This is a genomic window from Rhodovarius sp., assembly GCF_040399605.1.
In the GTDB taxonomy this organism is placed as follows: Bacteria; Pseudomonadota; Alphaproteobacteria; order Acetobacterales; family Acetobacteraceae; genus Rhodovarius; species Rhodovarius crocodyli_A.
In genome coordinates this window covers 1-24,948 of the sequence record NZ_JBBARU010000023.1, presented here as the reverse complement: position 1 = coordinate 24,948, position 24,948 = coordinate 1, and the positions used below count along the sequence as shown (strand labels likewise).

The 24,948-nt window shown below is 67.1% G+C and carries 26 protein-coding genes and 1 pseudogene; 17 read left to right on the top strand and 10 right to left on the bottom strand.

Annotated elements, in window-relative coordinates; all coding sequences use genetic code 11:
• A pseudogene (locus tag ABWP84_RS08455) lies at nucleotides 1-1,154 on the bottom strand (glutamate--cysteine ligase); the annotation flags it as partial.
• Between the two features lie 27 nt (nucleotides 1,155-1,181).
• The gene (locus ABWP84_RS08450) at nucleotides 1,182-1,952 is read right to left on the bottom strand and encodes a 16S rRNA (uracil(1498)-N(3))-methyltransferase (RefSeq protein ID WP_353211580.1); all 771 of its coding nucleotides are present in this window, start codon (nucleotides 1,950-1,952) and stop codon (nucleotides 1,182-1,184) included.
• On the opposite strand from ABWP84_RS08450, the gene ubiA reads away from it, so the two are divergent.
• From ubiA to tcuB, 6 genes are all read left to right on the top strand, one after another.
• A complete protein-coding gene (gene ubiA / locus ABWP84_RS08445; protein ID WP_353211579.1) occupies nucleotides 1,941-2,840 on the top strand; it encodes a 4-hydroxybenzoate octaprenyltransferase in 900 nt (299 codons plus the stop codon). The genes ABWP84_RS08450 and ubiA overlap by 12 nt on opposite strands.
• Complete coding sequence (locus ABWP84_RS08440; protein ID WP_408904257.1) at nucleotides 2,834-3,478, top strand: class I SAM-dependent methyltransferase; 645 nt, start codon at nucleotides 2,834-2,836, stop codon at nucleotides 3,476-3,478. Before ubiA ends, ABWP84_RS08440 begins: the two co-directional genes overlap by 7 nt.
• A gap of 21 nt (nucleotides 3,479-3,499) precedes the next feature.
• Nucleotides 3,500-3,952 carry a hypothetical protein gene (locus tag ABWP84_RS08435; RefSeq protein ID WP_353211577.1) on the top strand — a complete coding sequence of 151 codons (453 nt, stop codon included), beginning with the start codon at nucleotides 3,500-3,502 and terminating at the stop codon, nucleotides 3,950-3,952.
• A gap of 115 nt (nucleotides 3,953-4,067) precedes the next feature.
• Nucleotides 4,068-5,039, top strand: a complete 972-nt coding sequence (locus tag ABWP84_RS08430) for a tripartite tricarboxylate transporter substrate binding protein (protein WP_353211576.1) — start codon at nucleotides 4,068-4,070, stop codon at nucleotides 5,037-5,039.
• 54 nt (nucleotides 5,040-5,093) lie between these two features.
• Nucleotides 5,094-6,491, top strand: coding sequence for an FAD-dependent tricarballylate dehydrogenase TcuA (gene tcuA, locus ABWP84_RS08425; RefSeq protein WP_353211575.1), 1,398 nt, complete (start codon nucleotides 5,094-5,096; stop codon nucleotides 6,489-6,491).
• Nucleotides 6,478-7,569 (top strand): tricarballylate utilization 4Fe-4S protein TcuB, encoded by a 1,092-nt coding sequence (tcuB, locus tag ABWP84_RS08420; protein WP_353211574.1) that lies wholly within the window; start codon nucleotides 6,478-6,480, stop codon nucleotides 7,567-7,569. Before tcuA ends, tcuB begins: the two co-directional genes overlap by 14 nt.
• Nucleotides 7,570-7,574: 5 nt before the next feature.
• On the opposite strand, the gene ABWP84_RS08415 is transcribed toward tcuB, so the two are convergent.
• A complete protein-coding gene (locus ABWP84_RS08415) occupies nucleotides 7,575-9,056 on the bottom strand; it encodes a PAS domain-containing methyl-accepting chemotaxis protein (protein WP_353211573.1) in 1,482 nt (493 codons plus the stop codon).
• A 107-nt stretch (nucleotides 9,057-9,163) separates the two neighbouring features.
• Between ABWP84_RS08415 and ABWP84_RS08410 the strand changes: the two genes are divergently transcribed.
• Complete coding sequence (locus ABWP84_RS08410; RefSeq protein ID WP_353211572.1) at nucleotides 9,164-10,027, top strand: metal ABC transporter permease; 864 nt, start codon at nucleotides 9,164-9,166, stop codon at nucleotides 10,025-10,027.
• Nucleotides 9,991-11,181, top strand: coding sequence for an MFS transporter (locus tag ABWP84_RS08405; protein WP_353211571.1), 1,191 nt, complete (start codon nucleotides 9,991-9,993; stop codon nucleotides 11,179-11,181). Before ABWP84_RS08410 ends, ABWP84_RS08405 begins: the two co-directional genes overlap by 37 nt.
• Here ABWP84_RS08405 and ABWP84_RS08400 read toward each other — a convergent pair.
• On the bottom strand, nucleotides 11,167-11,691 hold the full coding sequence (locus tag ABWP84_RS08400) for a Spy/CpxP family protein refolding chaperone (protein WP_353211570.1): 525 nt from the start codon (nucleotides 11,689-11,691) through the stop codon (nucleotides 11,167-11,169). The two genes, ABWP84_RS08405 and ABWP84_RS08400, sit on opposite strands and share 15 nt — an antisense overlap.
• A gap of 26 nt (nucleotides 11,692-11,717) precedes the next feature.
• Nucleotides 11,718-12,104: a hypothetical protein gene (locus ABWP84_RS08395; RefSeq protein WP_353211569.1), complete on the bottom strand. Its 387-nt coding sequence runs from the start codon at nucleotides 12,102-12,104 to the stop codon at nucleotides 11,718-11,720.
• Nucleotides 12,105-12,260: 156 nt separating this feature from the next.
• Here ABWP84_RS08395 and ABWP84_RS08390 point away from each other — a divergent pair, with 156 nt between their 5' ends.
• Complete coding sequence (locus ABWP84_RS08390; RefSeq protein ID WP_353211568.1) at nucleotides 12,261-12,716, top strand: DUF3237 domain-containing protein; 456 nt, start codon at nucleotides 12,261-12,263, stop codon at nucleotides 12,714-12,716.
• Nucleotides 12,717-12,738: 22 nt separating this feature from the next.
• Here ABWP84_RS08390 and ABWP84_RS08385 read toward each other — a convergent pair whose 3' ends face one another.
• The 3 genes from ABWP84_RS08385 to ABWP84_RS08375 all read right to left on the bottom strand — a co-directional run bounded on the left by ABWP84_RS08385 (nucleotide 12,739) and on the right by ABWP84_RS08375 (nucleotide 15,003).
• Nucleotides 12,739-13,413 (bottom strand): amino acid ABC transporter permease, encoded by a 675-nt coding sequence (locus ABWP84_RS08385; RefSeq protein ID WP_353211567.1) that lies wholly within the window; start codon nucleotides 13,411-13,413, stop codon nucleotides 12,739-12,741.
• On the bottom strand, nucleotides 13,410-14,090 hold the full coding sequence (locus tag ABWP84_RS08380; RefSeq protein WP_353211566.1) for an amino acid ABC transporter permease: 681 nt from the start codon (nucleotides 14,088-14,090) through the stop codon (nucleotides 13,410-13,412). The genes ABWP84_RS08385 and ABWP84_RS08380 overlap by 4 nt, the downstream gene beginning before the upstream one ends.
• Before the next feature lie 67 nt (nucleotides 14,091-14,157).
• On the bottom strand, nucleotides 14,158-15,003 hold the full coding sequence (locus ABWP84_RS08375) for a transporter substrate-binding domain-containing protein (protein ID WP_353211565.1): 846 nt from the start codon (nucleotides 15,001-15,003) through the stop codon (nucleotides 14,158-14,160).
• A 132-nt stretch (nucleotides 15,004-15,135) separates the two neighbouring features.
• Between ABWP84_RS08375 and ABWP84_RS08370 the strand changes: the two genes are divergently transcribed.
• Nucleotides 15,136-15,336, top strand: coding sequence for a hypothetical protein (locus ABWP84_RS08370; protein ID WP_353211564.1), 201 nt, complete (start codon nucleotides 15,136-15,138; stop codon nucleotides 15,334-15,336).
• Between the two features lie 163 nt (nucleotides 15,337-15,499).
• Here the strand turns inward: ABWP84_RS08370 and ABWP84_RS08365 are convergent, their stop codons facing one another.
• The gene (locus tag ABWP84_RS08365) at nucleotides 15,500-16,639 is read right to left on the bottom strand and encodes a benzoate/H(+) symporter BenE family transporter (RefSeq protein WP_353211563.1); all 1,140 of its coding nucleotides are present in this window, start codon (nucleotides 16,637-16,639) and stop codon (nucleotides 15,500-15,502) included.
• Nucleotides 16,639-18,963, bottom strand: a complete 2,325-nt coding sequence (locus ABWP84_RS08360; RefSeq protein WP_353211562.1) for a penicillin acylase family protein — start codon at nucleotides 18,961-18,963, stop codon at nucleotides 16,639-16,641. The genes ABWP84_RS08365 and ABWP84_RS08360 overlap by 1 nt, the downstream gene beginning before the upstream one ends.
• Before the next feature lie 113 nt (nucleotides 18,964-19,076).
• Here ABWP84_RS08360 and ABWP84_RS08355 point away from each other — a divergent pair, with 113 nt between their 5' ends.
• The 7 genes from ABWP84_RS08355 to ABWP84_RS08325 all read left to right on the top strand — a co-directional run.
• Entirely contained in the window at nucleotides 19,077-19,427 is a 351-nt protein-coding gene (locus ABWP84_RS08355; RefSeq protein ID WP_353211561.1) for an STAS domain-containing protein, read from the top strand.
• A gap of 2 nt (nucleotides 19,428-19,429) precedes the next feature.
• Nucleotides 19,430-19,837 (top strand): ATP-binding protein, encoded by a 408-nt coding sequence (locus ABWP84_RS08350; protein WP_353211560.1) that lies wholly within the window; start codon nucleotides 19,430-19,432, stop codon nucleotides 19,835-19,837.
• Nucleotides 19,838-19,926: 89 nt separating this feature from the next.
• Nucleotides 19,927-21,000 (top strand): LacI family DNA-binding transcriptional regulator, encoded by a 1,074-nt coding sequence (locus tag ABWP84_RS08345; RefSeq protein WP_353211559.1) that lies wholly within the window; start codon nucleotides 19,927-19,929, stop codon nucleotides 20,998-21,000.
• 28 nt (nucleotides 21,001-21,028) lie between these two features.
• Nucleotides 21,029-22,306, top strand: a complete 1,278-nt coding sequence (gene eno, locus ABWP84_RS08340; RefSeq protein ID WP_353211558.1) for a phosphopyruvate hydratase — start codon at nucleotides 21,029-21,031, stop codon at nucleotides 22,304-22,306.
• A gap of 144 nt (nucleotides 22,307-22,450) precedes the next feature.
• The gene (locus tag ABWP84_RS08335; protein ID WP_353211557.1) at nucleotides 22,451-22,762 is read left to right on the top strand and encodes a septum formation initiator family protein; all 312 of its coding nucleotides are present in this window, start codon (nucleotides 22,451-22,453) and stop codon (nucleotides 22,760-22,762) included.
• Nucleotides 22,763-22,979: 217 nt separating this feature from the next.
• The gene (gene pdhA, locus ABWP84_RS08330; RefSeq protein ID WP_353211597.1) at nucleotides 22,980-24,038 is read left to right on the top strand and encodes a pyruvate dehydrogenase (acetyl-transferring) E1 component subunit alpha; all 1,059 of its coding nucleotides are present in this window, start codon (nucleotides 22,980-22,982) and stop codon (nucleotides 24,036-24,038) included.
• Nucleotide 24,039: 1 nt separating this feature from the next.
• Nucleotides 24,040-24,948, top strand: a 909-nt coding sequence (locus tag ABWP84_RS08325; protein ID WP_353211556.1) for a pyruvate dehydrogenase complex E1 component subunit beta, incomplete at its 3' end; no start/stop codon positions are given.

Genomic DNA, 24,948 nt, shown 5'->3' with positions numbered 1-24,948 from the left:
TGGCGCACCTCGCGCAGCGAGCGCCCGCCGATCCGCGCCGCAAGGCCCTGGCGCGGCGCGTCGAGGCGCAATTGCCGCACCTCCTCCAAGCTCCATTCGCGGGTCAGCGCGGTGGCCGCCTTCTGCGCCGCGTCATCATAGATCAGCCCAACCCAGAAGGCCGGTTGCGCCTGCAACATGGCCGGTGAGCCAGCATCCGAGCCGCGCATCTCCAAAAACCGCTTCAGCCGTACCTCGGTGAAGACGGTGGTCACATGATCCGCCCAATCGCTCATGGTGGCGTGGTGGCCATGCAGGCCATGGGCCATGAAATCGCGGAAGGAGGCCCCTGCCACATCGAGCAACTGCCCCTCGCGCGCCAGAAAATACATCGGCACGTCAAGCACGAATTGCACAAAACGCTCAAAACCAAAGCCTGGCTCGAAGACACAGGCGGGGATGCCGGTGCGGTCAGGGTCGGTATCGGTCCAAACCCATGCCCGGCCGGAGAGATAGCCCGAGGGCTTGCCCTCATAAAACGGCGAATTGGCGAAAAGTGCTGTGGCCAGTGGCTGCAAGGCCAGCGAGAGCCGCAGCTTCTCCGCCATATCCTCCTCACTGCCGAAATCGAGATTTACCTGCACCGTGCAGGTGCGCAGCATCATATCCAGCCCTAGTTGGCCGCGTGTGGGCATATAGCGGCGCATGATCGCGTAGCGGCTCTTGGGCATCCAAGGCATGGAATCGCGCGTGGCGATGGGGTGAAAGCCAATGGGCGAGAAGCCGAGATTGAGCGGGGCAGCCACGGCATGCACATCGCGCAAATGCGCGCGCAACTCGATATCGGCATCGTGCAGATTGGCCACCATGCCGCCGGACAGCTCCAACTGCCCGCCCGGCTCAAGGCTGACTGAGGCGCCGGCACCCTTGAGGCCAATCACATGGCCGGCATCGATAATCGGCTCCCAGCCACGCGCCTGAATGCCCTGCAACACCGCCTCGATGCCGTTCGGCGCATAGGGCGGCGGCAGCAGGGTTTCGCGGTGAAAGCCGAATTTCTCGTGCTCCGTGCCGATGCTCCAGGCCGCGCGCGGCTTGCTGCCGACGGCAAACCATTCGGCCAATTGCCGCAGGCTCTCGATCGGCGTCGGATCCGCTTCACCGGGGTTGGACATGGCTGGCCTTTGTGTTCGAACAGGTTGCTACTCGGCCCAGTCACCAGCCAACGCCTGCAGCGCCGCCAGTCCCGCCACCGCCGCCGTCTCCGCCCGCAAGATGCGGGGGCCGAGCCGGCAAAGAGATACAAAGGGCCGCGCCGCCAGATCGTCAAGTTCCTCTGGCGTGAAGCCGCCCTCGGGGCCGACCAGAAGGGCGCGTGGCGCGGTGGCGGCCAGCCCGGCCATAGCGGCGGCAAGCGGCGGCGCTGCGCGGCGTTCGGCCGCCACCAGCAGCGGCCCCGCCCGCCAGCCATCCAGCAGGCTATGCAAGGCAAGGGCCGCTTCTATGCGCGGCACGCCGAGCCTTTCGCATTGCTCGGCAGCGCCGCGGGCGATGCTGCCCAGGCGCTCGATATTGGCGTGGCTGGCGACGCTGCGCCGGGTGAGCACCGGGCGGATGGCAGTGACGCCCAACTCCGTCGCCTTTTCGACCACCCAATCCATCGCATCGCGCTTCAGCGCCGCCACCACCAGGGTCAATTCGGGTTCGGCAGCGCCGGGGCGCAGCTGCGCGCCGAGGCGAAACATCCCCCGCTCGCGCCGCATGGCCGCGATCTCGGCCTCCCACTCGCCATCCTGGGCGTTGAACAGCCGCACCGCATCGCCCACGCCACGGCGCAGCACCACGCCCAGGTGGTGCAATTGGCCCGGTGTCGCCGGGATCTCCATCGCCGGTGCCAGATGCAGATCGGTGTGGATGCGGGGGATGGACACGAGCCCACCCATCCGCGATTCATCGCCGCCATGCAAGGCCATACCGATATCCAAACCCAGGGCTGGGTCGCGCGGCTGCCGGCGGGCTGGCGGCCCTATGCGCTGCTGATGCGCGCGGACCGACCGATCGGCGCCTGGCTGCTGTATTTGCCTGGGCTCTGGGCCATTGCGATGGCGGCGCCGGGCTGGGGGCGTGGGCTTTGGCTGGCCGGGCTTTTTGCCCTGGGCGCCCTGGTGATGCGCGGCGCGGGCTGCGTGGTGAATGATCTGTGGGACCGTGATCTGGACCGCATGGTGGAGCGCACCCGTGGCCGGCCCATCGCTTCAGGCGCCATCAAGCCGCGCCAGGCGCTGTGGTTTCTCATCGGCCTTTCTGTGATCGGGCTTTTGGTGCTGCTGCAACTCAATGGGCTGTCCATCGCGCTCGGTGCGCTCTCGCTGCTGCCGGTGGTGCTTTATCCGCTGGCCAAGCGGGTGACGGATTACCCGCAAGCGGTGCTGGGCATCACCTTTGGCTGGGGCGCCACGCTGGGCTATGCCGCCGCCGCCGAGAGCTGGAATTTTGTCGCGGCTCTGCTGCATGCTGCGGCGTTTTGCTGGATTTTAGGCTATGATACGATCTACGCCCATCAGGACCGAAAGGATGATGCGGCCATTGGCGTGCGCTCCACCGCAAGGCGCTTTGCCACGACGACACGCCCTTTCCTCATCGCCTGCTATGGCGCGACGCTGCTGCTGCTGGCAGCGGCAGGCTGGGTGGGGGGGCTCTCCTGGCTTTACTACCCCGCGCTGCTGCTGCCAGCGGCCATGCTGGGGCGGCAGGTGATGGTGCTGGACATCCATAATCCGGCGCTGTGCCTCGCACTCTTCAAGGCCAATCGCGATGTCGGCCTGGCGGTGGCGCTGGCCATTGTGATCGGCCGCTGGTGACGGCGCAGGCCTTCGTGGCCGAGCATACAATCATCAGCCACCCGGCGCTGGTGCCGGAAATTGCCCTGCATCTGGCCAGCGAAATCACCCCCATCTGGCAGGCCACCGAGGCGTGGCTCGATGCGCGGGGCATTGCACCACCCTTCTGGGCCTTTGCCTGGCCGGGCAGCATCGCGCTGGCGCGGCTGATCTTGGACGGCGCCGTGGCGGTGGCGGGGTTGCGGGTGCTGGATTTCGCCGCCGGCTGCGGCCTGGCCGGCATTGCCGCTTCCCAGGCCGGGGCTGCGCTGGTGGAGGCCTGCGAGATCGACCCGCTGGCAGTCGCCGCCATGGGGCTCAACGCCGCACATAATGGCGTGCAACTACACCCGCTCTTGCAGGATATGGTGGGCGAGCCCTGCCGCTGGGATGTGATTCTGGCCGGCGATGTCTGCTATGAGGCGCCCATGGCGCGCCACATCACCCCCTGGCTGCGGGCCATGGCGGGGCAGGGGGCGCGGGTGCTGATGGCTGATCCCGGCCGGGCGTATTTTTCCTCCGAGCGGGTGCGCGAGGTGGGGCGCATGGCGGTGCCCACCACCCGCGAATTGGAGGATCGTGACGCCAGAGAGGTCGTGATCGTCGAAATGCTGCCATAAAGCTGGCTACAATCCGGCATCATGAAACATTTGATCCTGATCCTATTCCTCCTGCTGCCCCTCGGCGCCATGGGCCAGGGCAAGCCGGATTATTCCTGGCAGGCGCCGGGCGCGAATGGCACCAAGCGCGATTACGACGCGCAAGGCCGCCAGGTCGGCCGCTCCGAGACCACCAATGGCACGACACGGTATTATGACTCCCAAGGCCGCAATGTCGGCCGGGCGGAAACCAACGGCAGCACCACCCGCGAATACGACGCCCAGGGCCGGATGGGCGGCCGCAGCGAGACCAGTGGCAATACCACCCGCTATTATGACGCTCAGGGCCGCCAATCCGGCCGCAGCGATGTGAGCGGTGACACCACCCGCCATTATGACGCCCAAGGGCGGATGATCGGCCGCAGCGATGTGAGTGGCGACACCATCCGCAATTATGACGCGCAAGGCCGGCTTACGGGCACGACGCGGCGCTGAGCCTGCCGCGTCCCTCTGGCACGCAATTCGCTTGGAAAAGCACAAAGGCCGCCATGATGGCGCGCCGCCCCCGGCCCTGCCCAATTCGGCCGCGCCACTGCCCAGGAGCAAGGCAATGATCATCACCCGCCGCGCGGCCCTCGCCGCCGCCATCGCAGCCCCCGCCGCGGTCTCCGCCCAGCCCGCCTGGCCCACCCGGCCGGTGCGGGTGATCAACCCCTACGCCCCGGGCGGTGCCAGTGACATTATCATGCGCACCCTGGCCGAGCGGCTGGAGCGCTTGCTGGGCCAGCCCTTCATCATCGATAATCGCGCCGGCGCCGGTGGCGCGCTGGGCACCGGCCTTGCTGCCCAGGCGGCACCGGATGGCTATACGCTGCTGGTGACCAATACCGGCCCGCTGGCGGTGGCGCCCACGCTCTTCCCCAACCTGAACTACGACCCGGCCCGCAGCTTTGCCTATATTTCGATCTTTGGCGGCATTCCGCTACTCTGCGCGGTGAAGGGCGATAGCCGCTATACCACCTTGGCCGAATATGCCGCGGCCGCCGCAGCGCGGCCCGAGGCGGTGTCCTTTGGCTCCTCCGGCGTGGGTTCGGCCGGGCATTTGGCCGGGGTGCTGTTTGGCATGCAGGCCAATGCCCGGATGCTGCATGTGCCCTTCCGTGGCGCGGGCGAGGCACAGCAATCCGTGCTCTCGGGCGATACTGACAGCCTTTGGGACACGCTGGCGGCGCATAGCGGGGCGGTGCGGGCAGGCACGCTGCGCGGGCTGGCCTTGTCGAGCGAGAGGGGCGTTGCCTCGCTGCCGCAAGTGCCCACAACGGTGCAGGCGGGGTTCCCAGGGGTGATCGCGTCGAATTGGTTCCTCATCGCAGGGCCCGCCGGGCTCTCGCCCGCCATTGCCGAGAAGCTGGACGCAGCGGTCACCGCCGCCATGGCAGAGCCTGCGGTGGCCGAGCGCTTTACCACCGTGGGCGTGGTGCCGCTCGCACCCAAGGGGGCGGATGCCATCGCCGCCTTCGTCGCGGCCGAAGGCGCGCGCTGGGCGCCGGTGGTGCGCGCCTCGGGGGCCACGCCCTCCTAGCGCTGGCGCGGCCCCCCGCTGGACAGCCACGCCCAGTGCCGCCTAAGGACGCCCATGCCTGATTTTACACGAACATGGGATGTGCTGGTGGTGGGCGGTGGCAATGCCGCGCTCTCGGCCGCCATCACGGCCGCCCAGGCCGGCGCCTCGGTCATTATCGCCGAGCACGCTCCCAAGACCATGCGCGGCGGCAATTCCCGCCACACCCGCAACCTGCGTGCGTTGCACCCCGCACCCACCGATGTGCTGACCGACTCCTATCTGGAGGAGGAATACTGGGATGATCTGCTGCGGGTGACCGGCGGCCGCACCGATGAGGCGCTGGCCCGGATGACCATCCGCGCCAGCCAGCACGCGCCGGGCTTTTTGCGCGATTGCGGCGTGGTGTTTCAGCCCAGCCTCTCGGGCACGCTCTCGCTCAGCCGCACCAATGCTTTCTTCCTCGGCGGCGGCAAGGCGCTGGTGAATGCGCTGTATCGCACCGCAGAAAAGCTCGGCATCGAAATCCTCTACGACACCGAGGTGCAGGAGATTTTGCTGGAGGAGGGTTTCGCCCGCGAGGCGATCATCTCCTGGCGCGGCTTCCCTGAGCGCATTCGCTGCAAATCGGTCATCGCCAGCGCCGGCGGCTTCCAGGCCAATCGCGAATGGCTGCGGCAATATTGGGGGGATGCGGCGGATAATTTCCAGATTCGCGGCACGCCCTATGCCCAGGGCACGGTGCTGAAGAACCTCCTCGCCCAGGGCGTGCAGGAGGTGGGCGACGCCACGCAGTTTCACGCTGTGGCCAATGATGCCCGCTCGCCCATGTGCGATGGCGGCCTGGCGATGCGGCTGGACTGCGTGCCCTATTCCGTCGTGGTGAACGAAAATGTCGAGCGCTTTTATGATGAAGGCGAGGATGTCTGGCCCAAGCGCTACGCCATCTGGGGCCGGCTGATCGCCCAGCAGCCCAACCAACGCGCCTTCGCCATTTCCGACAGCCAGGCGCTGCATGACTACCTGCCCAGCGTCTTCCCGCCGCTCAAAGCCAACAGCATTGGCGAATTGGCCACGGCATTGGGTCTGGATGCGGCCAAGCTGGAAAAAGTGGTGGCCGATTACAATGCCGCCGTGCAGCCCGGCACCTTCCAGGGCGGCAAACTCGATGATTGCCGCACCCAGGGCATCACCCCGGAAAAAACCCATTGGGCGCGGCGGATCGACCAGCCACCCTACCACGCCCACCCGCTCGCGCCGGGCATCACCTTCACCTTCCTCGGCGTAAAGGTGAATGACCGCGCCCGGGTGATGATGAGCGATGGCAAGCCGAGCGCCAATATTTTCGCCAGCGGCGAAATCATGGCCGGCAATATCCTGGGCCAGGGCTATCTCGCCGGATTTGGCATGACCATCGGCACCGTCTTTGGCCGCATTGCAGGCGAGGAGGCCGCGAAACTTGTCCGAAACTGATACGGTGGTGGAGGCCCGGCGGCAGATGGAAATCTGCAATGCCTGCCGCTACTGCGAAGGCTATTGCGCCGTCTTCCCCGCCATGGCGATGCGCCGTGAATTCACCGGGGCCGACCTCACCCACCTCGCCAACCTCTGCCATGGCTGCAAGGGCTGCTACCACGCCTGCCAATACGCGCCGCCGCATGCCTTCGGGATCAATATACCCCAGACATTCGCCACGCTGCGCGCCGAATCCTACGCCGAATATGCCTGGCCCGCCGGCATGGGTGGGTTGTTCGAGCGCAATGGCACGCTGGTGACTGCGGTGGCGGTGCTGGCGCCGGTGTTGGCGCTGCTGCTGACCATGGCGCTGGCGGACCCAGCCACACTCTACACCGCGCAAAGCGGCGTGGGCGCCTTCTTCCGCGTGGTGCCCTATTGGCTCATCATCACCCTCGCCGGAGGCTCCTTCGGCTTTGCCCTGCTGGCGATGGGCCAGGGCGCGCGGCGCTATTGGCGCGGCACGGCGCAAAAGCCCATCACCTCACCCGCGCCGGTGGCCGAGGCCGCCTTTGACATCCTCACCCTGCGCAATCTCGGTGGCGGCGGCCATGGCTGCAATGATGTCGATGACAGTTTCTCCGCCACCAAGCGCTGGCTGCATCAGGCGATGTTTGGCGGCTTCATGCTCTGCTTTGCCGCCACCACCACAGGGGCGATTTTCCATCACTTTCTGGGTTGGAAATCGCCGCATGCCTTCCTCTCGCTGCCGGTGCAACTCGGCTTCTGGGGTGGGATTGGCATGCTGATCGGCACCACCGGCCTGCTCTGGCTCAAGACGGTGACGGACCCGGTGCCGGTGGCGAAGAAGCTGCTGGGCGGCGAATACGCCATGCTGGGGCTGCTCTGGCTGATCGCGGCCTCTGGCCTGCTGCTGCTGGGCCTGCGCCACACCGGCGCGATGGGCGTGCTGCTGGCGTTGCATCTGGGGCTGGTGATCGGGTTTTTCCTGGTCATGCCCTATAGCAAGATGGTGCATGGCATTTACCGTGGCCTCGCCTTGCTGCGCCACGCGCAGGAGAAGCGCGCGGCCTGAGCATGCTACGCCGCCAAGGCCCGCGATGTGGCGGCGGCCTGCCTGGCCTTGGCATCGGCTGATGTCGCGGCCTCGGCAATCTCTTCGAGGCTGCGGCCCACCTGCTCCACGGCGCTCGCCGCGCCATGCATATTGCCCGACATCTCGCGGGTGACGCCGCCCTGCTGATCCACCGCGGCGGCGATGGTATTGGTGATGGTGTTGATCCGGGCAATGGCATCGGCGATGGATTTGATGGTGCTGACCGCCCCACTCACCGCCGCCTGCACCTGGCCCACCTGGGCCGAGATATCCTCCGTCGCCCGGCCCGTCTGGCTGGCCAGGCCCTTCACCTCGCTGGCGACAACGGCAAAGCCCTTGCCTGCCTCGCCCGCCCGCGCCGCCTCGATGGTGGCGTTGAGCGCCAGCAGATTGGTCTGCCCGGCGATATCGGTGATCAGGCTGACCACCTCATTGATGCGGTTCGCCGCATTGACCAGATCGGTCACGATCTGAGTGGCGCGGCGGGCCTCCTCCGTCGCCGCCGCGGTGGAGCGCGAGGCATCGACGATCTGCCGGCCGATCTCAGCCACCGAGGCGGCCAATTCCTCCGCCCCCGCCGCCATCGCCTGCACATTGACCGAGCTGGCCCGCGCCGCCTCCACCGCCCCGCTCGCCCGCGCGCTGGTGAGGCTGACCGCGCTGGACACCCCGCCCAGGGCTGCATCCACATCGCGGCCGAGCCGGGCCAGATGATCCCTGGCCTGCATCTCCGCCGTCATGTCGGAGGCGAGGGTGAGCACCTTGCAGGCCCGGCCCTCGCGGTCGAGAATCGGGTGGTAGATGGCATGCAGCCAGACCTCCCGCCCGTCCTTGGCAATGCGCCGGAACACCGCGCGCTGGAATTGGCCAAACCCCAGCGCCTGCCAGAATTCGCCATAGGCAGGTGCTGCTGCCTCCGCCTCGGGCAGGAAGATGCGATGATGCTGCCCCAGCACCTCCTCCAGCCGATAACCCATGATCTGCAGAAAATTCTGGTTGGCAGCGAGGATATTGCCATTCAGGTCGAATTCGACCATCGCTTGGCTGCGGCCCAGGGCGGCAATCTGGCCCTGCGCCTCGGCCCATTGGCGCTCTCTCTCGCTCACATCCTGCAGGATTATCACCACCCGCACCGGCCTCGCGCCGCCGCTGGCGACGGAGCAGTGGCTGGCCTGCAGCCAAAGCTCCCGCCCGCCCTTGGCCGCATAGCGCAGGATGGCGCTTTGGTGTTGCCCGGCATTCAGCCGGGCCCACAGCTGCTCCGTCGTCTCGCCACGGGCCAAAAACATGCTGTGGTTCTGCCCTAACATCTCCTCCCGCCCATAGCCCAGCAGCGCCAGCAGCGTGGGATTGGCGTCGATCACCCGGCCCTGCATGTCGCAGGTGAGCACCGCATGCGCGCCCATCACCGCCTGCATGGTGGCCCGCGCGCCAGAGGGGAGGAGGGAGAGGGGCCAGGGCGGCATGATGGATCCTTATGACACGTGGTCTATGCATCCCTATGCGGCCGGCCGGGTTAACAAAGCCCCAAGCGGCATCGCCAAACCCGGGCATCTGGCGGTAGAACCGCGCCATGCCCGACCTCGCCAGCATGCCCTTCATCGAGTTCGGTTTCCTGCGCCGTGCCCTGGTGGGGGGCCTCGCCCTGGCACTCTCGGCGCCGCCGCTGGGCGTGTTTCTCATGCTGCGCCGGATGTCACTCACCGCCGATGTGCTGGCCCATGGCATGCTGCCGGGTGTGGCGCTGGGCTTTATCCTGGCCGGGCTTTCGGTGCCTGCCCTGGCGGCGGGCGGCATGGCGGCGGGGCTTTTGGTGGTGCTGGGCGCCGGTGCGCTCTCGCGTGCCACCGGCGGGCGGGAGGATGCGAGCCTCACGGCACTTTATCTGGTGGCGCTGGCCGCGGGCGTGGCGCTGCTCTCCTGGCGCGGCTCGGCGGTGGAACTCACCCAGGTGCTCTTCGGCTCGGTGCTGGGGGTGGATGATGCAGCCCTGTTGCTGATGGCGGGCACTGCGAGCCTCACCTGGCTGTTTCTGGCACTCGCCTGGCGGCCGCTGGTGCTGGAATGCTTCGACCCTGCCTTTGGCCAGGCGGTTGGGGCGCGGGGCAGCGCCTGGCATCTGGGCTTTCTCGCCATGCTGGTGCTGAATTTGGTGGCCGCCTTCGCCGCCATGGGCACCTTGATGGCGGTGGGGGTGATGATGCTGCCCGCCATCGCCGCGCGGCATTGGGCGATGAATGTGGGCGGCATCGTCTATGCCGCCTGTGCCATTGCGGTGTTGGCGGTGCTGGCCGGGCTCGCCATCAGCTTCTGGGCCGATATGCCGGCGGGGCCTGCCATTGTGCTGGCCGCGGGGGGGCTTTGGGCCACCTCCATGCTTGCCGGCCCGGTGGATGGGCTATGGGCGCGCTGGCGGCGGCGGCATTTGACCGGATGAAGCCGCTCCAACTTTCCATCCTATGCCTCGCGGTGGTGCTGCCGCTCTCTGTTTGGTTTGCCGGCACGGCCGCCGCGCCGGGGCTGCTGGCGTCGGGGCGCATCTCCTCGGCCGAGGCCGGCTGGCTCGCCGCCTCGGTGCAACTCGGCTTTGTTGCCGGCACCTTGGTCTCGGCGGTGCTGGGGCTGGCGGATCGCTGGCCGGAGCGCCGCTTCTTCGCCGGCTCGGCCATGCTGGCGGGGTGTTGCGCGCTGCTGCAATCCCTTCTGGCGCCGGCGGGGTGGGAGAGTTTTGTCCTCCGCGCGCTGGCCGGGGCCTGCATGGCGGGGGTCTATCCGGTGGGGATGAAGCTGGCGGCGAGTTGGGCAAAAGGCGATCTCGGCCTTTTGATCGGCCTGCTGGTGGGGGCGCTGACCTTGGGTTCGGGCCTGCCGCATCTGCTTCCCTGGCTGCTGGGCGGGGTGGATTGGCAATTGGCCTATCGCGCCGCCGGGGTTCTGGCACTCCTGGGCGGGCTGATCATCCTGGCATTTCGCCCCGGTCCGCTGCTGGGCCGCCGCCCGCCGTTTAACCCCGCCGCCCTGCTGGAACTCTGGCGCGATAGGCGGCTGCGCCTGGCCAATGCCGGCTATCTCGGACACATGTGGGAGCTCTACGCCATGTGGGCCTGGATTGGCGTCTTTCTCACCCAGGCCGGCGGGATGCGGCCGGCGGGGCCCTTTGTCTTTCTGGTGCTGGGGGCGGGGGCGCTGGGCTGTGTGGGCTTGGGCCTGCTGGCGGATAGGTTCAACCGCGCTGCCATGGCGGCGGCTGCCATGGCGCTCTCAGGGCTTTGCGCCGCGCTGATCGGCCCGGCCTCGGCCTGGCTGCCGGGGCTGGTCTTGCCGCTGGCACTGCTCTGGGGGGCGAGTGCGGTGGCGGATTCGGCGCAATTCTCCGCCTGCACCGTGCTCTGCGCCCGCCCCGAACTCTCCGGCACCATGCTCACGGCGCAAACCTGTATGGGGTTTCTGCTCACCGTGCCGGCGATCCAGCTGATGGCCTGGGCGGGGCCGGCGCTGGGCTGGGAATTCGCCTTCATGCTGCTGGCACCGGGGCCGCTGCTGGGCGCCTGGGCGATGGCCCGGCTGGCGCCCCTGCTACCGCCGCGGTGAGTCCCCGCGTCCCATCATGGCGCCAGGCCCATGGCTGCGGCGGAATAGCGCATCGGCGTCACGCTGCTGGTCTGCCGCCAGCACGGCGTAGAGGGTGGTGAAGCTGGTGGCGAGGCGGGCCAATTGCTGCGCATGGAGTTGCGAGATCTCGGCGAAATCGACCATGTTCTCTGCCGCGCCCATGCTGGGCAGCCTGGCGGCGCGGGCTTCAAAGCGCGCATGCATTTCCGTCGCATTGTCCCGCGTGGCGGTGGCGAAGCCATCCCATTGTGGCTGCTGCGCCGCGGTGATGCGCAGCCGGCCGCGCAATTCGCTCAGATGCCGTTCAACCCGCGCTGCGCGCTGCTCGGCTGTGGTCTCCGCCCGATCTGGGCGGGCCATACGGCCGCGATGGTGTCCTCCCTCCTCGCCGCGCGGCGCGGGTGTGGCTGCGGGCTGGGCCATGGCGCTCAGCGGCAGCGCCAGGCCGAATGCGATGGTGACCAGAAGGCGGTTGGAGAGCATGCGCATGGAAGGATGCCTTTGCGGTTGAGGGTTCAATAGCCGTAATAGCTGGGCGGCGGGCCGCCATAGCCACCAGGCTTGCCGCCGGGCGGGTAATAGACGCCCGGCGGCGTGACATATTGCGGCTGCGGTGCGAGCAGCGCGCCGCCCAGCAGCGCGCCCAGGCCGAGCCCCAGCAGGGGCGCTGCGATCACCGGCGGGCCGTAGCCACGGCGGGTTTCATGGCCGCGCCAATACTCGCCGCCATGCCAGCCCGGGGCGCCATAGCCGCGCGGCGAATAGGCGCGGCCGTGCTGGTTGTCCGGCGGCCCCCTTCCCTGCCCATGCTGGGCGAGGGCTGGCGGGCTGAGCAACGCCAGCGCGCAGGCCAGAATTTTCCACGATGCCCCATGCGGGGCGGGGTTTTGCCTGAGAGCCATGGCGTTTCCGATCGGTGATGCACAGAGGCAACGCCGCAGGCCATGGAAGGGCTGCATCCTTGGGGGGTTATTTATTCGCCGGGCAAGCCCGCGGCCGCAGGCTTGCCCGGCGGAGGCTGGGCCGGCAGGCTATCCTCTGGTCAATGGAGAACCAGCATGCAGGCCCTGCCTCTCACCACCGAATACCTTTTCACCATGGATCTCGATGTCGGCGCGCCGCAATCGGTCAGCGCTGGATTGCGCATCGTGCCGGTCACCGGGGGCACCATCACCGGCCCCGCTTTGCAAGGCGAGTTGCTGCCCGGGGCGGCGGCGGATTGGCTCCGGCTGGAGCCCGATGGCACGGCGCATATGGATGTGCGCTTCACCATCAAGGCGGCCTCGGGCAGCTTGGTCTATGTCAGCTATAGCGGCATCCGCACCGGCGCGCCTGATGTGCTGGAGCGCCTGGGCCGTGGCGAGGCGGTGCCGCCCGCCGATTATTATTTCCGCGTGGCGCTGCGCTTTGAGACCGGCGCGGCGGACTTGGCCTGGATGAACCGCATTCTGGCGGTGGGTGTGGGCCAGCGGCCGCCCAAGGGGCCGCGCTACGATGTTTACGCCATTCGCTGAGGCGTGACGGCGCCAGGCTAAGTTACCGCCGGCTGGCAAGCTGCTTGTTTTCCAGCCGGCTCAGCAGCCGTACCAAGGGCCAGAGCAGGATGAAATAGGCCACAGCGGCGGCCATGATGGGCGTGGCGTTATAGGTCACGCTCTGCGCTTGGCGGGCCTGGAAAAGTAGTTCTGGCATGGCCACGACGGAGGCGATGGAGGTGAGTTTCACCACTTCGAGCGTGTTGGAGACGAGGTCCGGCAGCACGTTGCGCACCGCCTGGGGCAGCACGATGAGGGCCATGATCTGCGGCCGTTTCAGGCCCAGGGCGCGCGCTGCCTCGGCCTGGCCAGCGGGCACGCTTTCCAGCCCGGCGCGGAAAATCTCGCCGTAATAGGCGCCGGTATTGAGGAAGAAGCCGATGGCGACCGCGCCGATGGCCGAGACCTCCAGCCCGGCAAAGGGCAGGCCGGCATAGACGAAGACCAGCAGCACCAGGGGCGGCAGGGCGCGGAAGACATCGACATAGGCGATCAGCGGCCAGCGCACCCAGCGGCTTTTCGCCGTTGAGAGCAAAGCGAGGGTGAGGCCGCCCATCGCACCCAGCGGGATGACGATGGCCGAGAGCAGCAGGGTCTGCCCTAGGCCATCAAGCAGGATGGGCCAGGCCTCGCTGAGAATCTCCCAGGAGAAGAAGGCTTCGAGAAAATCGTTCATCGCTTCCACGCGAACCGGGTTTCCACCCAGCGCCCCAGAATCACCACCGGCAGGAAGAGCAGCAGGTAGGCCGCGGCCCCCAGCGTCAGCGGTGTTGGGTTGAAGGAAAAGGAGACCCCTGCTTGCGCCGCGCCCAGAATATCGGGCACCGCCACCACCGAGGCGAGTGCGGTGCCCTTGGTGATGGCGATGGTGCGGTTGGTCAGCGGCGGGATCACCAGGCGGATGGCTTGCGGCATGATCACCAGCAGGAAGGTCACCAGAAAGGGCAGGCCGAGGGAGCGCGAGGCCTCCCATTGGCCTTTGGGGACGGAGGTGATGCCGGCCCAGTAGATTTCCTCGGCAAAGGCCATGAGCACCAGCGACAGCGCGATCCAGGCGGCGGCGAAGCCGGAGAATTCCAGCCCCAGGCCCGGCAGGCCGAAGAAGATCAGCACGATGATGACCAAAGGCGGCAGGGCGCGGAAGAGATCAACGGTAAAAATGATCAGCCAGTTCAGCGGCCGGATGCCCATGGCGCGCAGCACCGCGAGGACGAGGCCGGCGAAGAGGCCGGTGGCGATGACGCAGGCGGCCAGCAGGATGGTCAGCCAGAAGCCATCAATGATTTTCGGCAGGTATTCTGCCGCGACGCGCGCGTTGAAGAAGCTGTCGAGGAATTTGTCCCAATTGCTCATGCGCGCGCCCATCCGCCGGCATGGCGGCCATGGCCTTTAGATGGCGCCCTGGCCGCCATGCTGGTCATCAGCTGCAGCTCGGGTTTTGCGGCGTGGCGTCAAAGCCGGGCAGGCCGGGCGGGCCATAGCCGGGGAATTCAGTCACCTCGGCCTGGTCGGCGGCGGGGCGGCTGCCGAACCAGCGCTCGGAGAGGCGGGCGATGGTGCCATCACGCTTCATGCAGGTCAGCACATCTTCCACCACATTGCGCATGGCACCGCTGTCCTGGCGGAAGGGGGTGGCCCAATGGAAGCGGGTGCCGGGCAGGATGTAATCGGCCACGTATTGCGGGGTGCGGCTGGCGGAATAACGCACCACGGTGTTTCCGGACAAATTGGCATAGGCCCGGCCCTGGATGACCGCCTGCACCGCATCGGGCTGGGTGTCGAAGGCGAGGATGGTGAGGTTCAGCCGCTCGCGATTGGCATTGCCCCAGCTTTCATAGGGCGTGCCCTTGTTCACGCTGATGGTGCGCCCGCGCAGATCCTCATCCGAGCGGATGGGCGGCGTGCCGCGGCGGATGCCGAATTGCAATTCGGTAAAAAGATAGCCCTCGGTGAAGAGCAGGCTGGCGGCGCGCTCGGGCGTGACCGTGGTGGGCGCGCAGAGGAAATCATAGCGGCCGGCATTCAGCGCGGGGATGAGGCCGGAGAAGGAGGCGGAATCGATCACGATTTCGCGGCCCATGCGGCGGGCGACTTCGCGGAAGAGGTCGATCTGGAAGCCTTGCACGCCGCCGGAGAGGGCGGGGAAGGCATGCGGGGCGAAGGTGCCATCCACGCCGCAGCGCAAGGGCGGCTGGGCGGCGGGGGCTTGCGCCAGGGCCGGGGCGGTGACCGCGCAGAAGGCGGCGGCGAGCCAGAAATTCCTCATGGAGTGTCTCCTTTGTTGGGTGAGCCGACATTCCCCGAAGCTTGGCCCGCGCGCAATGCCATGAAATCGCCTTTTGTCGGGCGGCTTCCTGCCGCTTCGCCCATCCACACGGCATCCCGAAGGAGATGTGCCATGTTGCAGCGCATTGGGTTGGCTTTGGTGAGCGTGGGTTTGGGGCTGATTCTCGGCGTCATGGCGATGATCGCGATCGATGGGATGCATCCTGGCCGGATGGCGCCGGGATTGGCTGCCTGGCTGGCGGGTGGCGCGGGGGTGGCGATCATCGCTGGGCTGCGGCTGCTGGAGCGCGGCCGGGAGCCGATGGAATTTTGAGGTTTTTCAGCGTGGTGTCGAATATGTCGTATTCGGACAAATTGCCTGCCAGGCGTGTTTTGCCGGTGGTGGGGTGGTGGTGCAGCATGGGCGGCTCCTTTCGGCTGGGCCGCTCGTTATAGGAAATTAGACGGATTTACACAAGGATTTTATGCCTTGGACATTATGGCCGCCGCAGCACCGCCGCGGCGGCGAGGCCGGATAAAAGCCCCCAGAAGGCAGGGCCCACGCCGGCAAAACTCAGGCCCGAGGCGCAGGTGACGAAGCAGAGCACGGCGGGGATGCGCAATCCCTCATCCTCCACCGCCGCGCGCAGGGCGCCGGCCATGCTGCCCAGCAGGGCCAGGCCGGCCACGGCCTGAATCAGGGCTGGGGGGGCCACGGCCACCGCCGCGGCCGCGAGGCCCGCCGCCAGGGCTATCGCCATATAACCGCAGCCATTGGCGAAGGCGGCGACCCAGCGGCGCTTGGGGTCGGGGTGCGATTCGGGGCCGGCACACATGGCGGCGGTGATGGCGGCGAAATTGATCATCTGCCCGCCCACCAGCGCGCCCGCGGCGCTGGCAGCGCCTGTGGCCAGGAAGACCTGGCCGGCTTTGGGGCGATAGCCAAAGGCGCTCAGCACGGCGATGCCGGGCACATTCTGCGAGGCCATGGTGACGAGGAAGAGCGGCACGCCAATGCCCAGAATCGCTGCCGGCTCGAAAACCGGCCAGACCCATTCCAGCCGGGGTGCTGCGCCGCTGAAGGCACCGGGCGGCAGCGGCAGCAGCACCGCCACTAGCCCCGCTGCCACCACCACGGCGGCGGGCACCGCCCAAAGCCGGGCGAGGCGGAGCATGATGAGCCAGGTGAGCACCACCGGCAGGGCTATCCATGGTACCACTCCCACGGCGCGGGCGGGCGAGACGCAGAGATCGAGCAGCACGCCGGCCAGCATGGCATTGGCGATGGGCCCGGGAATGCCCTCCACCGCGCGCAATAGTGGCCGCCATAGACCGGCCAGCATGATGAGCAGGCCAGAGATGATGAAGGCGCCCACCGCGGCGGCAAAGCCGCCGGCGGGGGCGAGGCTGGCCACCAGCAGCGCGGCGCCGGGGGTGGACCAGGCAATGGCCACCGGCATGCGGGTGCGAAAGCTGAACCAGGCCCCCAGCGCACCCATGCAGAAGGTGATGATGGTGAGCCCCGAGGCCGCCTGGGCCGGCGTGGCACCCATGGCGAGATAGCCCTGCAGCACCACGGCGAAGGAGGAGGAAAACCCAACAAAGCTGGCCAAGAGGCCCAGAATGACCGGCTGCATCAGGGGCGAAGCTCTATCCGGCCCAGCATGGTGGCAGGCTCGCGCGAGAGGCGCGGCATGGTGCCGTCGCGCCAGAGCGGCAGCATATCGCCCCAATGGGCGGAGAGGGGGTGGCCGGATTGGCCGGTGGCTGTGATGGCGAGCAGGCCATCGGTGGTGGCGAGGTCGGCCACCAGGCGCAGCCCGGCGCCATGGCTATTGGTGAAGCTGGTATGGCCCGCCATGCCGCCCTGGGGGGTGGCGCGCAGCACGGTTTGGCCATCGCCGGCGCTGGGGGCTGAGAGGCGGGTGAGGTCGCGCAGCACGGGCAGGGCGCGCAGCAGCGGGTGTTCGAAGATGGCGGGGTGGGCGGTGCCCCAGCGCCAGGCGGCGAGGTCGGGGCCATGGGTGGGGGTGAGTTCGGCCATCACCTGCTCCAGGGCGCGGGCGGCCTGGGGGGCGCAATCGGGGCTGGCGCACCAGAGCGGGGCATTGCCGGCCAGCAGGAAGGCGAGGAATTCGGGCGAGGCGGCGCTTTCCGGCACGCCGGCCTCGCGCAGCACCAGGGCGAGGAAGCGCCGCGCCCAGGCGTTCCAGATCAGCGGTTGGGGCTGGTTGGCGGCCATTTCGCCATCCCAGGCGGTGAGGAGTTCGCGGGCGATGCGGGCGGGGCCGGTGAGGGTGAGGCCGCGCAGCAGGGGCAGGCTGGCCTGGGCGAGGGGGGAGGTGGCGTCGCGCTGCATGCCGGCCATCACCGCCGCATCGGGGCGCGGATTGGCATCGAGCATGGCGTGGATGCGGCGGAAGCGCCAATCGCCCGGCCAGTCGCGGCCGAGAAAGGCCGGGGCATCGGGCGGGGTCACGCGGTTATTGGCATTGACCAGCTGGCCGGATTCGGGGGCGATGCGGTGGGGCAATTGGTCGAAGGGGATAAAGCCCTGCCAATCATGGCTGGCATCATGGCCGGGGGCGGGGATGGCGCCCTCGCCGGCGCGGCGGAGGGGGATGCGGCCGGTGATGAACATGGCGATGCCGCCGGCGCGCTCGGCCACCATGAGGTTTTGCGAGGGGCTGGTGATGCGGGCGGCGGCCTCGCCCGCTGCGGCGAGCGAGGTGGCGCGGTTGAGCATGAGCAGGCCTTCGGCGGCGCTGTCCTCTGGTGCGAGATTGGCCATGGCGACGGCGAGGGCGGTGCCGTTGCGGGGGCGTGGGTCTTCGAGGTCGGAGAGCACCGGGCCGTGGCGGGTTTCGCGGATGCGCAGCACTTGGGGGGGGGCGCCACGGACACGGATCAATTCGTCGCGGGTGGTGAAGGGGCGGGGGCCGTCTTCGGTGGCGTAGTGGGTTTCGTCGATCTCGCGCTCGATGAAGACGTCCTGGGTATCGGCATGGGTGGTGGTGAAGCCCCAGGCGAGGCTCTCATTGCGGCCGATGACGATCATTGGCACGCCGGGGCTGGTGGCGCCGGCGCGGAATTGGCCGGCGGGGAGTTCGATGCGGGCGAGGTACCACAGGATGGGGGCGGCGAAGCCCAGATGCGGGTCTGAGGCCAGCATGGCGCCGCCGCTGCCGCTGGCGCGCGCATCCAGCGCCCAGGCATTGCTGGCGGAGGCGGGCAGGGGGGCATCCTCGCCGAAGCGGGGGAAGTGTTGGAGGAGGGGGGAGAGGTCGGCCAGGCGATCGGGGAGGCCGGGGGAGGTATCGGCGGGCCAGAGTTGCCAGAGGCGCTCGGCATCGAGGTTGCGGGCGAGTTGGGCGCGCTCGATCTCACTGCGCCAATTGCCGGAGAGCCACAGGCCCATCACCTTGCCCCAGAGCAGGGAATGCTCTGGCCGCCAGGGCTCGGGGGTGCCGAGGGCGAGGAATTCGGGGGCGATGAAGCGGCCGCGCTGGGCGATGCGGGCATTTACCCCAGCGGCATAGGCATCGAGCAGCGCGCGGGTTTCGGGGGAGAGGGTGGCGAGATCGGCGGTGGCGCGGTCAGCCAGGCCCAGGGTGCGGGTGAAACGGTCGGCGCGCAGGGCGGGGGCGCCGGCGATTTCGGCCAGGCGGCCGCTGGCGCCGCGGCGCATGAGTTCCATTTGGAACATCCGGTCGCGCGCATGCAGCCAGCCTATGGCGGTGGCGGCGTCCAACTCATTCTGCGCGGTGATGCGGGGGATGCCGAGTGCGTCGAGGCTGATGGCGACGGGGGCGGTGAGGCCTCCGAGTTGGAGTTGTTCATGCGGTTTGGGCAGGGTGGCCCAGAGGGCGAGGGCCAAAGCGAGGGCCAGGGCGGCGACGCTGCCGAGGAGCCAGCCCAGGGCCAGGCGGAGGGCTCTCAGGCGTGGGGAACGGCGCCGCATGCTTCTATGGATAGTCCGGCTGGGGGGAATGCGCCAGCACTGTCATCATAGTGTCGTTGAAACCGTTTTCAGGCGTGGTAAGCCAATTCCCTTATTTAGCGGGATGCTCGACCATGGAAATCAATTTTGCGATGCAGCCTTCGGGTGTGATGATGATCACCCTGGTCGGGCGGCTCGATATTCAGGGTGCGGCGCGGATTGATGCGCAATTCAGCGCGGTGGCGGCTTCGAGTGCGGCGGTGGTGGTGGATATGGGGGCGGTGACGTTTATGGCCTCGATGGGGTTGCGCACGCTGCTGCTCGCGGCCAAGGCGATGCGCGGCAAGGCGGGGCGGATGGTGCTGTATCGGCCGCAGGGCGATGTCGAGGCGGTGCTGGTGACCAGCGGAACGTCGCAGCTCGTGCCCGTCAGCCATGATCTGGCCGCGGCGGAGCAACTCGCCCTGGGCGCGGCTGCGGGCTGAGGATGGCGGAGCCTGCCGCCAGCCTGGCTTTCATCGCTGAGCCGGCGGCGTTGGATCAACTCGTTGCCTGGACGCAGGGGGTGGCGGAGCGCCTCGCCCTCGCGCCCTCCCAGGCCTATGCGCTGGATCTGTGTATGGAGGAGATGGTGGCCAATATCCTGCTGCATGGCTCGCTTGGCGGGCCTGGGGTGGGGGTGTGGGTCACCATTTCTGCCGATCCGCTGCGGCTGATTGTTGAGGATGACGGCCCGGCTTTTGACCCATGCTCGCAGCCTGAGGCGGAGCTGGCGGTGGATCTTGATACCTCCGCGATTGGTGGGCGTGGCCTGGCGCTGGTGCGGCGTTTCAGCGTGTCTATGGCGTATCGGCGGGAGGCGGGGCGCAATCGGGTAGAGATTGGCCTGGGGTGATGCCAGGCGGGCGGGGATAATTTATTGCTCACGAAATAATGATCTACAAAACTCTTCCAAAGTGATCAATTTGCTGATATGCAATCGGCATGATCATCACATTGCGCGAAGTGGCCAAGGCCTCCGGGGTTCATCCCTCCGCCGCATCTCGTGCGCTGAATGACCGCACGCGAAACTTAGTGAATGACGAGGTCGCGGCGCGCATCATCGCCGAGGCTGAACGGCTGGGTTATCGGCCCGATACGGCGGCGGCGGCGCTGCGCTCCGGCCGGTCCCGTCTGGTGGGGGCCCTGGTTCCGGGGATCGCCAACCCGGTCTTTACCCCCATTCTGGCCGGCGCTGTCGCGGCCCTCGCGCGGGAGCAGTTTGCGCTCATCGTGGCTGATCCGGGGCGCGATGGCGATGCGGCTTTCGATATGGTGCAGGAATTGGCCGCCCGCCGGGTGGAAGGGCTGATGCTGGCGACGGCGCTGGGCCTGCCTGACCCTTGCATCGAACTCGCCCGCGCGCGAAATATTCCCTATGTGCTGATCAATCGGGGGCTGCCTGGCCTGGCCTCGGTGGTGCCTGATAATGCGATGGGTATTAGGCTGGTGCTCAACCATCTGCGTGGCTTGGGGCATCGCCGCATTGGCTATGTCAGCGGGTTTGCTCACCTCATTGCCGATACCGTGCGCAGCGAATGCTTTGAGCTGCATATGCACGCGGCCGGGCTGGATGCGGATCTGGTGGAGCAGGCGCATAGTTTTGACCGTGCCGGGGGGCAGGCCGCCACCCGCGCGCTGCTGGCCCGCGCGCCGGAGATGACGGCGCTGGTCTGTGGCAATGATCTCATCGCGGCTGGCGCCTATGATGCGGCGCGGGAGATGGGTATTTCCGTGCCTGACCGGCTCTCGATCACCGGCTTTAATGATTTGCCGCTGATGGATCTGATGGCGCCGCCCTTGACCACGGTGCGAGTGGACTTCCATCGGATGGGTGAGCGCGCGGCGGAAATTCTGCTCGCCGAGCTGGACCAGCGCAGCGAGCCCGGGGCGCCGCGGGCCATGGAGGCCATGCTGGCCGAGCTGGTGGTGCGCGGTTCCACCGCCCCGGCGCCGCCGGCGATAGCGTTTGTTCCCAGCATGGCCGCAGGCCTTGCCCAGCCGAGCGTGGCGTCCTAAGCGCGGGAAACTTTCCGCCGAGGACAATATGAGCATCATCACCGATATCACAGCCACTGAAGTGCTCGATAGCCGTGGCAACCCCACGGTTGAGGCGGAGGTGCTGCTGGAAAGCGGCGCGCGTGGCCATGCCATGGTGCCCTCGGGCGCCTCCACCGGCGCGCATGAGGCGGTTGAGCTGCGCGATGGTGACCCTGCCCGCTATGGTGGCAAGGGCGTGCTCACGGCGGTGGGCCATGTTGAGGGCGAAATTCTGGATGCGATTGGCGGCATGGATGCGGCCGAGCAATTGCTGATCGACCAGACGATGATCGCCCTTGATGGCACCGCAAATAAGGCGCGGCTGGGGGCCAATGCCATGCTGGCGGTGAGCCTCGCGGTGGCGCGGGCGGCGGCGGCGGATCATGGGCTGCCGCTGTATCGCTATGTGGGCGGTGCCTTTGCCGCCACCCTGCCGGTGCCGATGATGAATATCATCAATGGCGGCAAGCATGCCGATAACCCCATCGACATCCAGGAATTCATGATCATGCCGGTCGGCGCTGCGACCTGCTCGGATGCGATTCGCATTGGCGCTGAGTGCTTCGCCGCGCTGAAGAAGGCGCTGCATGCGGCCGGCCACAACACCAATGTGGGTGATGAGGGAGGCTTTGCGCCCAATATCGGCTCGGCCGATGAGGCTTTGGGCTTTATCGCCACCGCCTGCGAGAAGGCCGGGCATAAGCTCGGCAGCGATATCATGTTCGCCCTCGATTGCGCGGCGACCGAATTCTACCATGACGGTCTCTATAAGCTGGAGGGCGAGGGCAAGACGCTCGATGCCGGCGGCATGGTGGATTACCTGGCAGCACTCTGCGCGAAATGGCCGATCATCTCCATCGAGGATGGCATGAGCGAGGATGACTGGGCCGGTTGGAAGCTGCTGACCGAGCGGCTGGGGGCGAAGGTGCAGTTGGTGGGCGATGATCTTTTCGTGACCAATACCGCCCGCCTCAAGCGCGGCATTGAGACGGCGACGGCCAATTCCATCTTGGTAAAGGTCAACCAGATCGGCACCTTGTCCGAGACGCTTGAGGCGGTGGAGACCGCCCATCGCGCGCATTACACGGCGGTGATGAGCCATCGCTCGGGCGAGACCGAGGATAGCACCATCGCCGATTTGGCGGTGGCGACCAATTGCGGGCAGATCAAGACCGGCTCGCTCTCCCGCTCGGACCGGCTGGCCAAGTATAATCGGCTGCTGCGGATCGAGCGCGAATTGGGCAGCACGGCGCGCTATGCCGGGCGCGCAGTGTTGCGCGGTTGATCCACCTTCGCCGCAAAAGGCGAGTTTCGCATCAAAGGGCGAGTGTTGTGCATCAATTGGCGGATTGATGCTTGCAAAACGTTAGTCTTGATGATTTTGTGCGGGGGTGGATGCGGGGGTTTTAGGGTGGCCTTCTGGCGTGGCGTGAAGCGCCGTCTCAAATCATTGCTGGCGCCGGGTGTTTTTGTGGCGGTGGCGTCGTTTTTCGTCTGGCACACCATCCATGGTGAGCGCGGAACCCTGGCGCGCGAGCGGCGGTATGAGGAGATTGCGGCCGCGCAGTTGGGGCTTGAGGCGGCGCGGGCTGAGAATGCCGCGGTGCAGCGCCGGGTGAATGGCTTGCGCGCCGATGGGCTGGACCGTGACCAATTGGAGGAGCGCGCCCGGGCGCTGCTCAACCTCTCCCAGCCGACCGAAATTGTGGTGCCCTACCCACCGGGGCAGCGGCTGTATTAATGCACCGCCATGCCGGGCGGGCTGCCTGAGGCGGCGGGTTTGGGCGTGTTGTTCCTCTTGAGTGTTCATTTTTTGCTGGATCGAAACGATTAACCATATTTGGGTTAAACCGCGTTTTGCGTTGCAGCATAGGGGTTTTTGCGCTGCGCAGTCTCTTGTTTCCATGCTGGCGCCGGCGTAAATCCGCATAGGATCGAGGGAGAGCCGGATGGCCCAGATGGCAAAGACTGCAGCAAAAGCAGCGGCAAAAACGGCTGGCAAGCCCAGCCCCGCAAAGCGCGGCGGCAAGGCGGGCGAGGCCGGGGCGGTGCTGGGGCAGGACCAGCTGGTGGCGGCCTATCGTGATATGCTGCTCATTCGTCGCTTTGAGGAGAAGGCCGGGCAGCTTTACGGCATGGGGCTGATTGGCGGTTTCTGCCACCTCTATATCGGCCAGGAGGCTGTGGTGGTGGGCATTCAGTCGCAGCTCAAGTCAGGCGACCAGGTCATCACCTCCTATCGTGACCATGGCCATATGCTGGCCACCGGGATGGAGGCGCGCGGCGTGATGGCCGAGTTGACCGGGCGCGAGGGCGGCTATAGCCGCGGCAAGGGCGGCTCGATGCATATGTTCAGCGCCGAGAAGGCGTTTTTCGGCGGCCATGGCATTGTGGGCGCGCAGGTCTCGCTGGGTGCTGGGTTGGCTTTTGCCAATTGGTATCGTGCGGATGGCAAGATCGCGGCCGCCTATTTCGGCGAGGGTGCTGCCAATCAGGGCCAGGTTTATGAAAGCCTGAATTTGGCGGCGCTGTTCAAGCTGCCCTGCATTTTTGTTATCGAGAACAACAAATATTCCATGGGCACGAGCCAGGAGCGGGCGAGTGCGGCGCGGGATTTCTCGCAAAATGGCGCGGCCTGGGGCATCCCGGGCGAGCAGGTTGATGGCATGGATGTGCGCAGCGTGGCGGCAGCCGCGGCGCGGGCGGCGGCACATTGCCGCGCGGGGCTGGGGCCCTATGTGCTGGAAATGCAGACCTATCGCTATCGCGGGCATTCGATGTCTGACCCGGCGAAGTACCGCACCCGCGAGGAGGTGCAGAAAATGCGCGAGCAGCGCGACTGCATTGATACACTGCGCAAGATTTTGCTCGATGGCGGGGTGGGCGAGGCCGCGCTGAAGGCGATTGATGACGACGTGAAGGCCATTGTGCAGGATAGCGCCGATTTCGCGCAGAGCTCGCCCGAGCCAGATCCCGCCGAGCTTTGGACCGATGTTCTGCTTGAGGGGGCGAAGTAAGATGGGTGTCGAAATCCTGATGCCGGCGCTGAGCCCGACGATGACCGAGGGCAAGCTGGCGCGCTGGCTGAAGAAAGAGGGCGATGCGGTGCGTTCGGGCGATGTGATCGCCGAGATCGAGACCGATAAGGCCACCATGGAGGTTGAGGCGGTGGATGAGGGCGTGATCACCCGGATTCTGGTGCCTGAGGGGACAGAGAATGTGGCGGTGAACTCCGTCCTTGCCGAGCTGGATGGCGGCAAGGGTGCGGCGGTTGCGGCACCGGCGGTGGTGGCTGCGGTGGCGGCCCCTGTGGTGCAGGTGGCTCCGGCCGCAGCATCTGTGGCCGAGGAGAAGGAGTGGGGCCCGACCCGGAGCATGACGGTGCGTGAGGCGCTGCGCGATGCCATGGCCTTGGAAATGCGCGCCAACCCCGATGTCTTCCTGATGGGCGAGGAGGTGGGCCAGTATCAGGGCGCCTATAAGATCAGCCAGGGTTTGTTGGAGGAGTTCGGGCCCAAGCGGGTGCTGGATATGCCCATCACCGAGCATGGCTTTACCGGCATGGCGGTGGGTGCGGCCTTCACCGGGCTGCGGCCGATTGTCGAGTTCATGACCTTCAATTTCTCGATGCAGGCCATCGACCATATTCTGAACTCTGCGGCCAAGACGCTGTATATGTCGGGCGGGCAGATGGGCTGCCCCATCGTGTTTCGTGGGCCCAATGGCGCGGCGGCGCGCGTGGCGGCCCAGCATAGCCAGTGCTATGCCAGCTGGTATGCGCATTGCCCTGGGTTGAAGGTGGTGGCGCCTTGGTCGGCTGCTGATGCGCGCGGGCTGCTGCGGGCGGCCATTCGGGATCCTAATCCGGTGATTTTCCTGGAGAATGAGATCCTTTACGGGCAGAGTTTTGAATGCCCGACGGCTGAT

What these genes read in the sequence shown, in the direction of transcription:
- ubiA (WP_353211579.1), top strand. Translation starts at nt 1,941, where the DNA reads ATGCAAGGCCATACCGATATCCAAACCCAGGGCTGGGTCGCGCGGCTG.
- ABWP84_RS08450 (WP_353211580.1), bottom strand. Translation starts at nt 1,952, where the DNA reads ATGGCCTTGCATGGCGGCGATGAATCGCGGATGGGTGGGCTCGTGTCC.
- ABWP84_RS08435 (WP_353211577.1), top strand. Translation starts at nt 3,500, where the DNA reads ATGAAACATTTGATCCTGATCCTATTCCTCCTGCTGCCCCTCGGCGCC.
- ABWP84_RS08430 (WP_353211576.1), top strand. Translation starts at nt 4,068, where the DNA reads ATGATCATCACCCGCCGCGCGGCCCTCGCCGCCGCCATCGCAGCCCCC.
- tcuA (WP_353211575.1), top strand. Translation starts at nt 5,094, where the DNA reads ATGCCTGATTTTACACGAACATGGGATGTGCTGGTGGTGGGCGGTGGC.
- ABWP84_RS08415 (WP_353211573.1), bottom strand. Translation starts at nt 9,056, where the DNA reads ATGCCGCCCTGGCCCCTCTCCCTCCTCCCCTCTGGCGCGCGGGCCACC.
- ABWP84_RS08410 (WP_353211572.1), top strand. Translation starts at nt 9,164, where the DNA reads ATGCCCGACCTCGCCAGCATGCCCTTCATCGAGTTCGGTTTCCTGCGC.
- ABWP84_RS08405 (WP_353211571.1), top strand. Translation starts at nt 9,991, where the DNA reads ATGGGCGCGCTGGCGGCGGCGGCATTTGACCGGATGAAGCCGCTCCAA.
- ABWP84_RS08400 (WP_353211570.1), bottom strand. Translation starts at nt 11,691, where the DNA reads ATGCGCATGCTCTCCAACCGCCTTCTGGTCACCATCGCATTCGGCCTG.
- ABWP84_RS08395 (WP_353211569.1), bottom strand. Translation starts at nt 12,104, where the DNA reads ATGGCTCTCAGGCAAAACCCCGCCCCGCATGGGGCATCGTGGAAAATT.
- ABWP84_RS08390 (WP_353211568.1), top strand. Translation starts at nt 12,261, where the DNA reads ATGCAGGCCCTGCCTCTCACCACCGAATACCTTTTCACCATGGATCTC.
- ABWP84_RS08385 (WP_353211567.1), bottom strand. Translation starts at nt 13,413, where the DNA reads ATGAACGATTTTCTCGAAGCCTTCTTCTCCTGGGAGATTCTCAGCGAG.
- ABWP84_RS08380 (WP_353211566.1), bottom strand. Translation starts at nt 14,090, where the DNA reads ATGAGCAATTGGGACAAATTCCTCGACAGCTTCTTCAACGCGCGCGTC.
- ABWP84_RS08375 (WP_353211565.1), bottom strand. Translation starts at nt 15,003, where the DNA reads ATGAGGAATTTCTGGCTCGCCGCCGCCTTCTGCGCGGTCACCGCCCCG.
- ABWP84_RS08370 (WP_353211564.1), top strand. Translation starts at nt 15,136, where the DNA reads ATGTTGCAGCGCATTGGGTTGGCTTTGGTGAGCGTGGGTTTGGGGCTG.
- ABWP84_RS08365 (WP_353211563.1), bottom strand. Translation starts at nt 16,639, where the DNA reads ATGCAGCCGGTCATTCTGGGCCTCTTGGCCAGCTTTGTTGGGTTTTCC.
- ABWP84_RS08360 (WP_353211562.1), bottom strand. Translation starts at nt 18,963, where the DNA reads ATGCGGCGCCGTTCCCCACGCCTGAGAGCCCTCCGCCTGGCCCTGGGC.
- ABWP84_RS08355 (WP_353211561.1), top strand. Translation starts at nt 19,077, where the DNA reads ATGGAAATCAATTTTGCGATGCAGCCTTCGGGTGTGATGATGATCACC.
- ABWP84_RS08350 (WP_353211560.1), top strand. Translation starts at nt 19,430, where the DNA reads ATGGCGGAGCCTGCCGCCAGCCTGGCTTTCATCGCTGAGCCGGCGGCG.
- ABWP84_RS08345 (WP_353211559.1), top strand. Translation starts at nt 19,927, where the DNA reads ATGATCATCACATTGCGCGAAGTGGCCAAGGCCTCCGGGGTTCATCCC.
- eno (WP_353211558.1), top strand. Translation starts at nt 21,029, where the DNA reads ATGAGCATCATCACCGATATCACAGCCACTGAAGTGCTCGATAGCCGT.
- pdhA (WP_353211597.1), top strand. Translation starts at nt 22,980, where the DNA reads ATGGCAAAGACTGCAGCAAAAGCAGCGGCAAAAACGGCTGGCAAGCCC.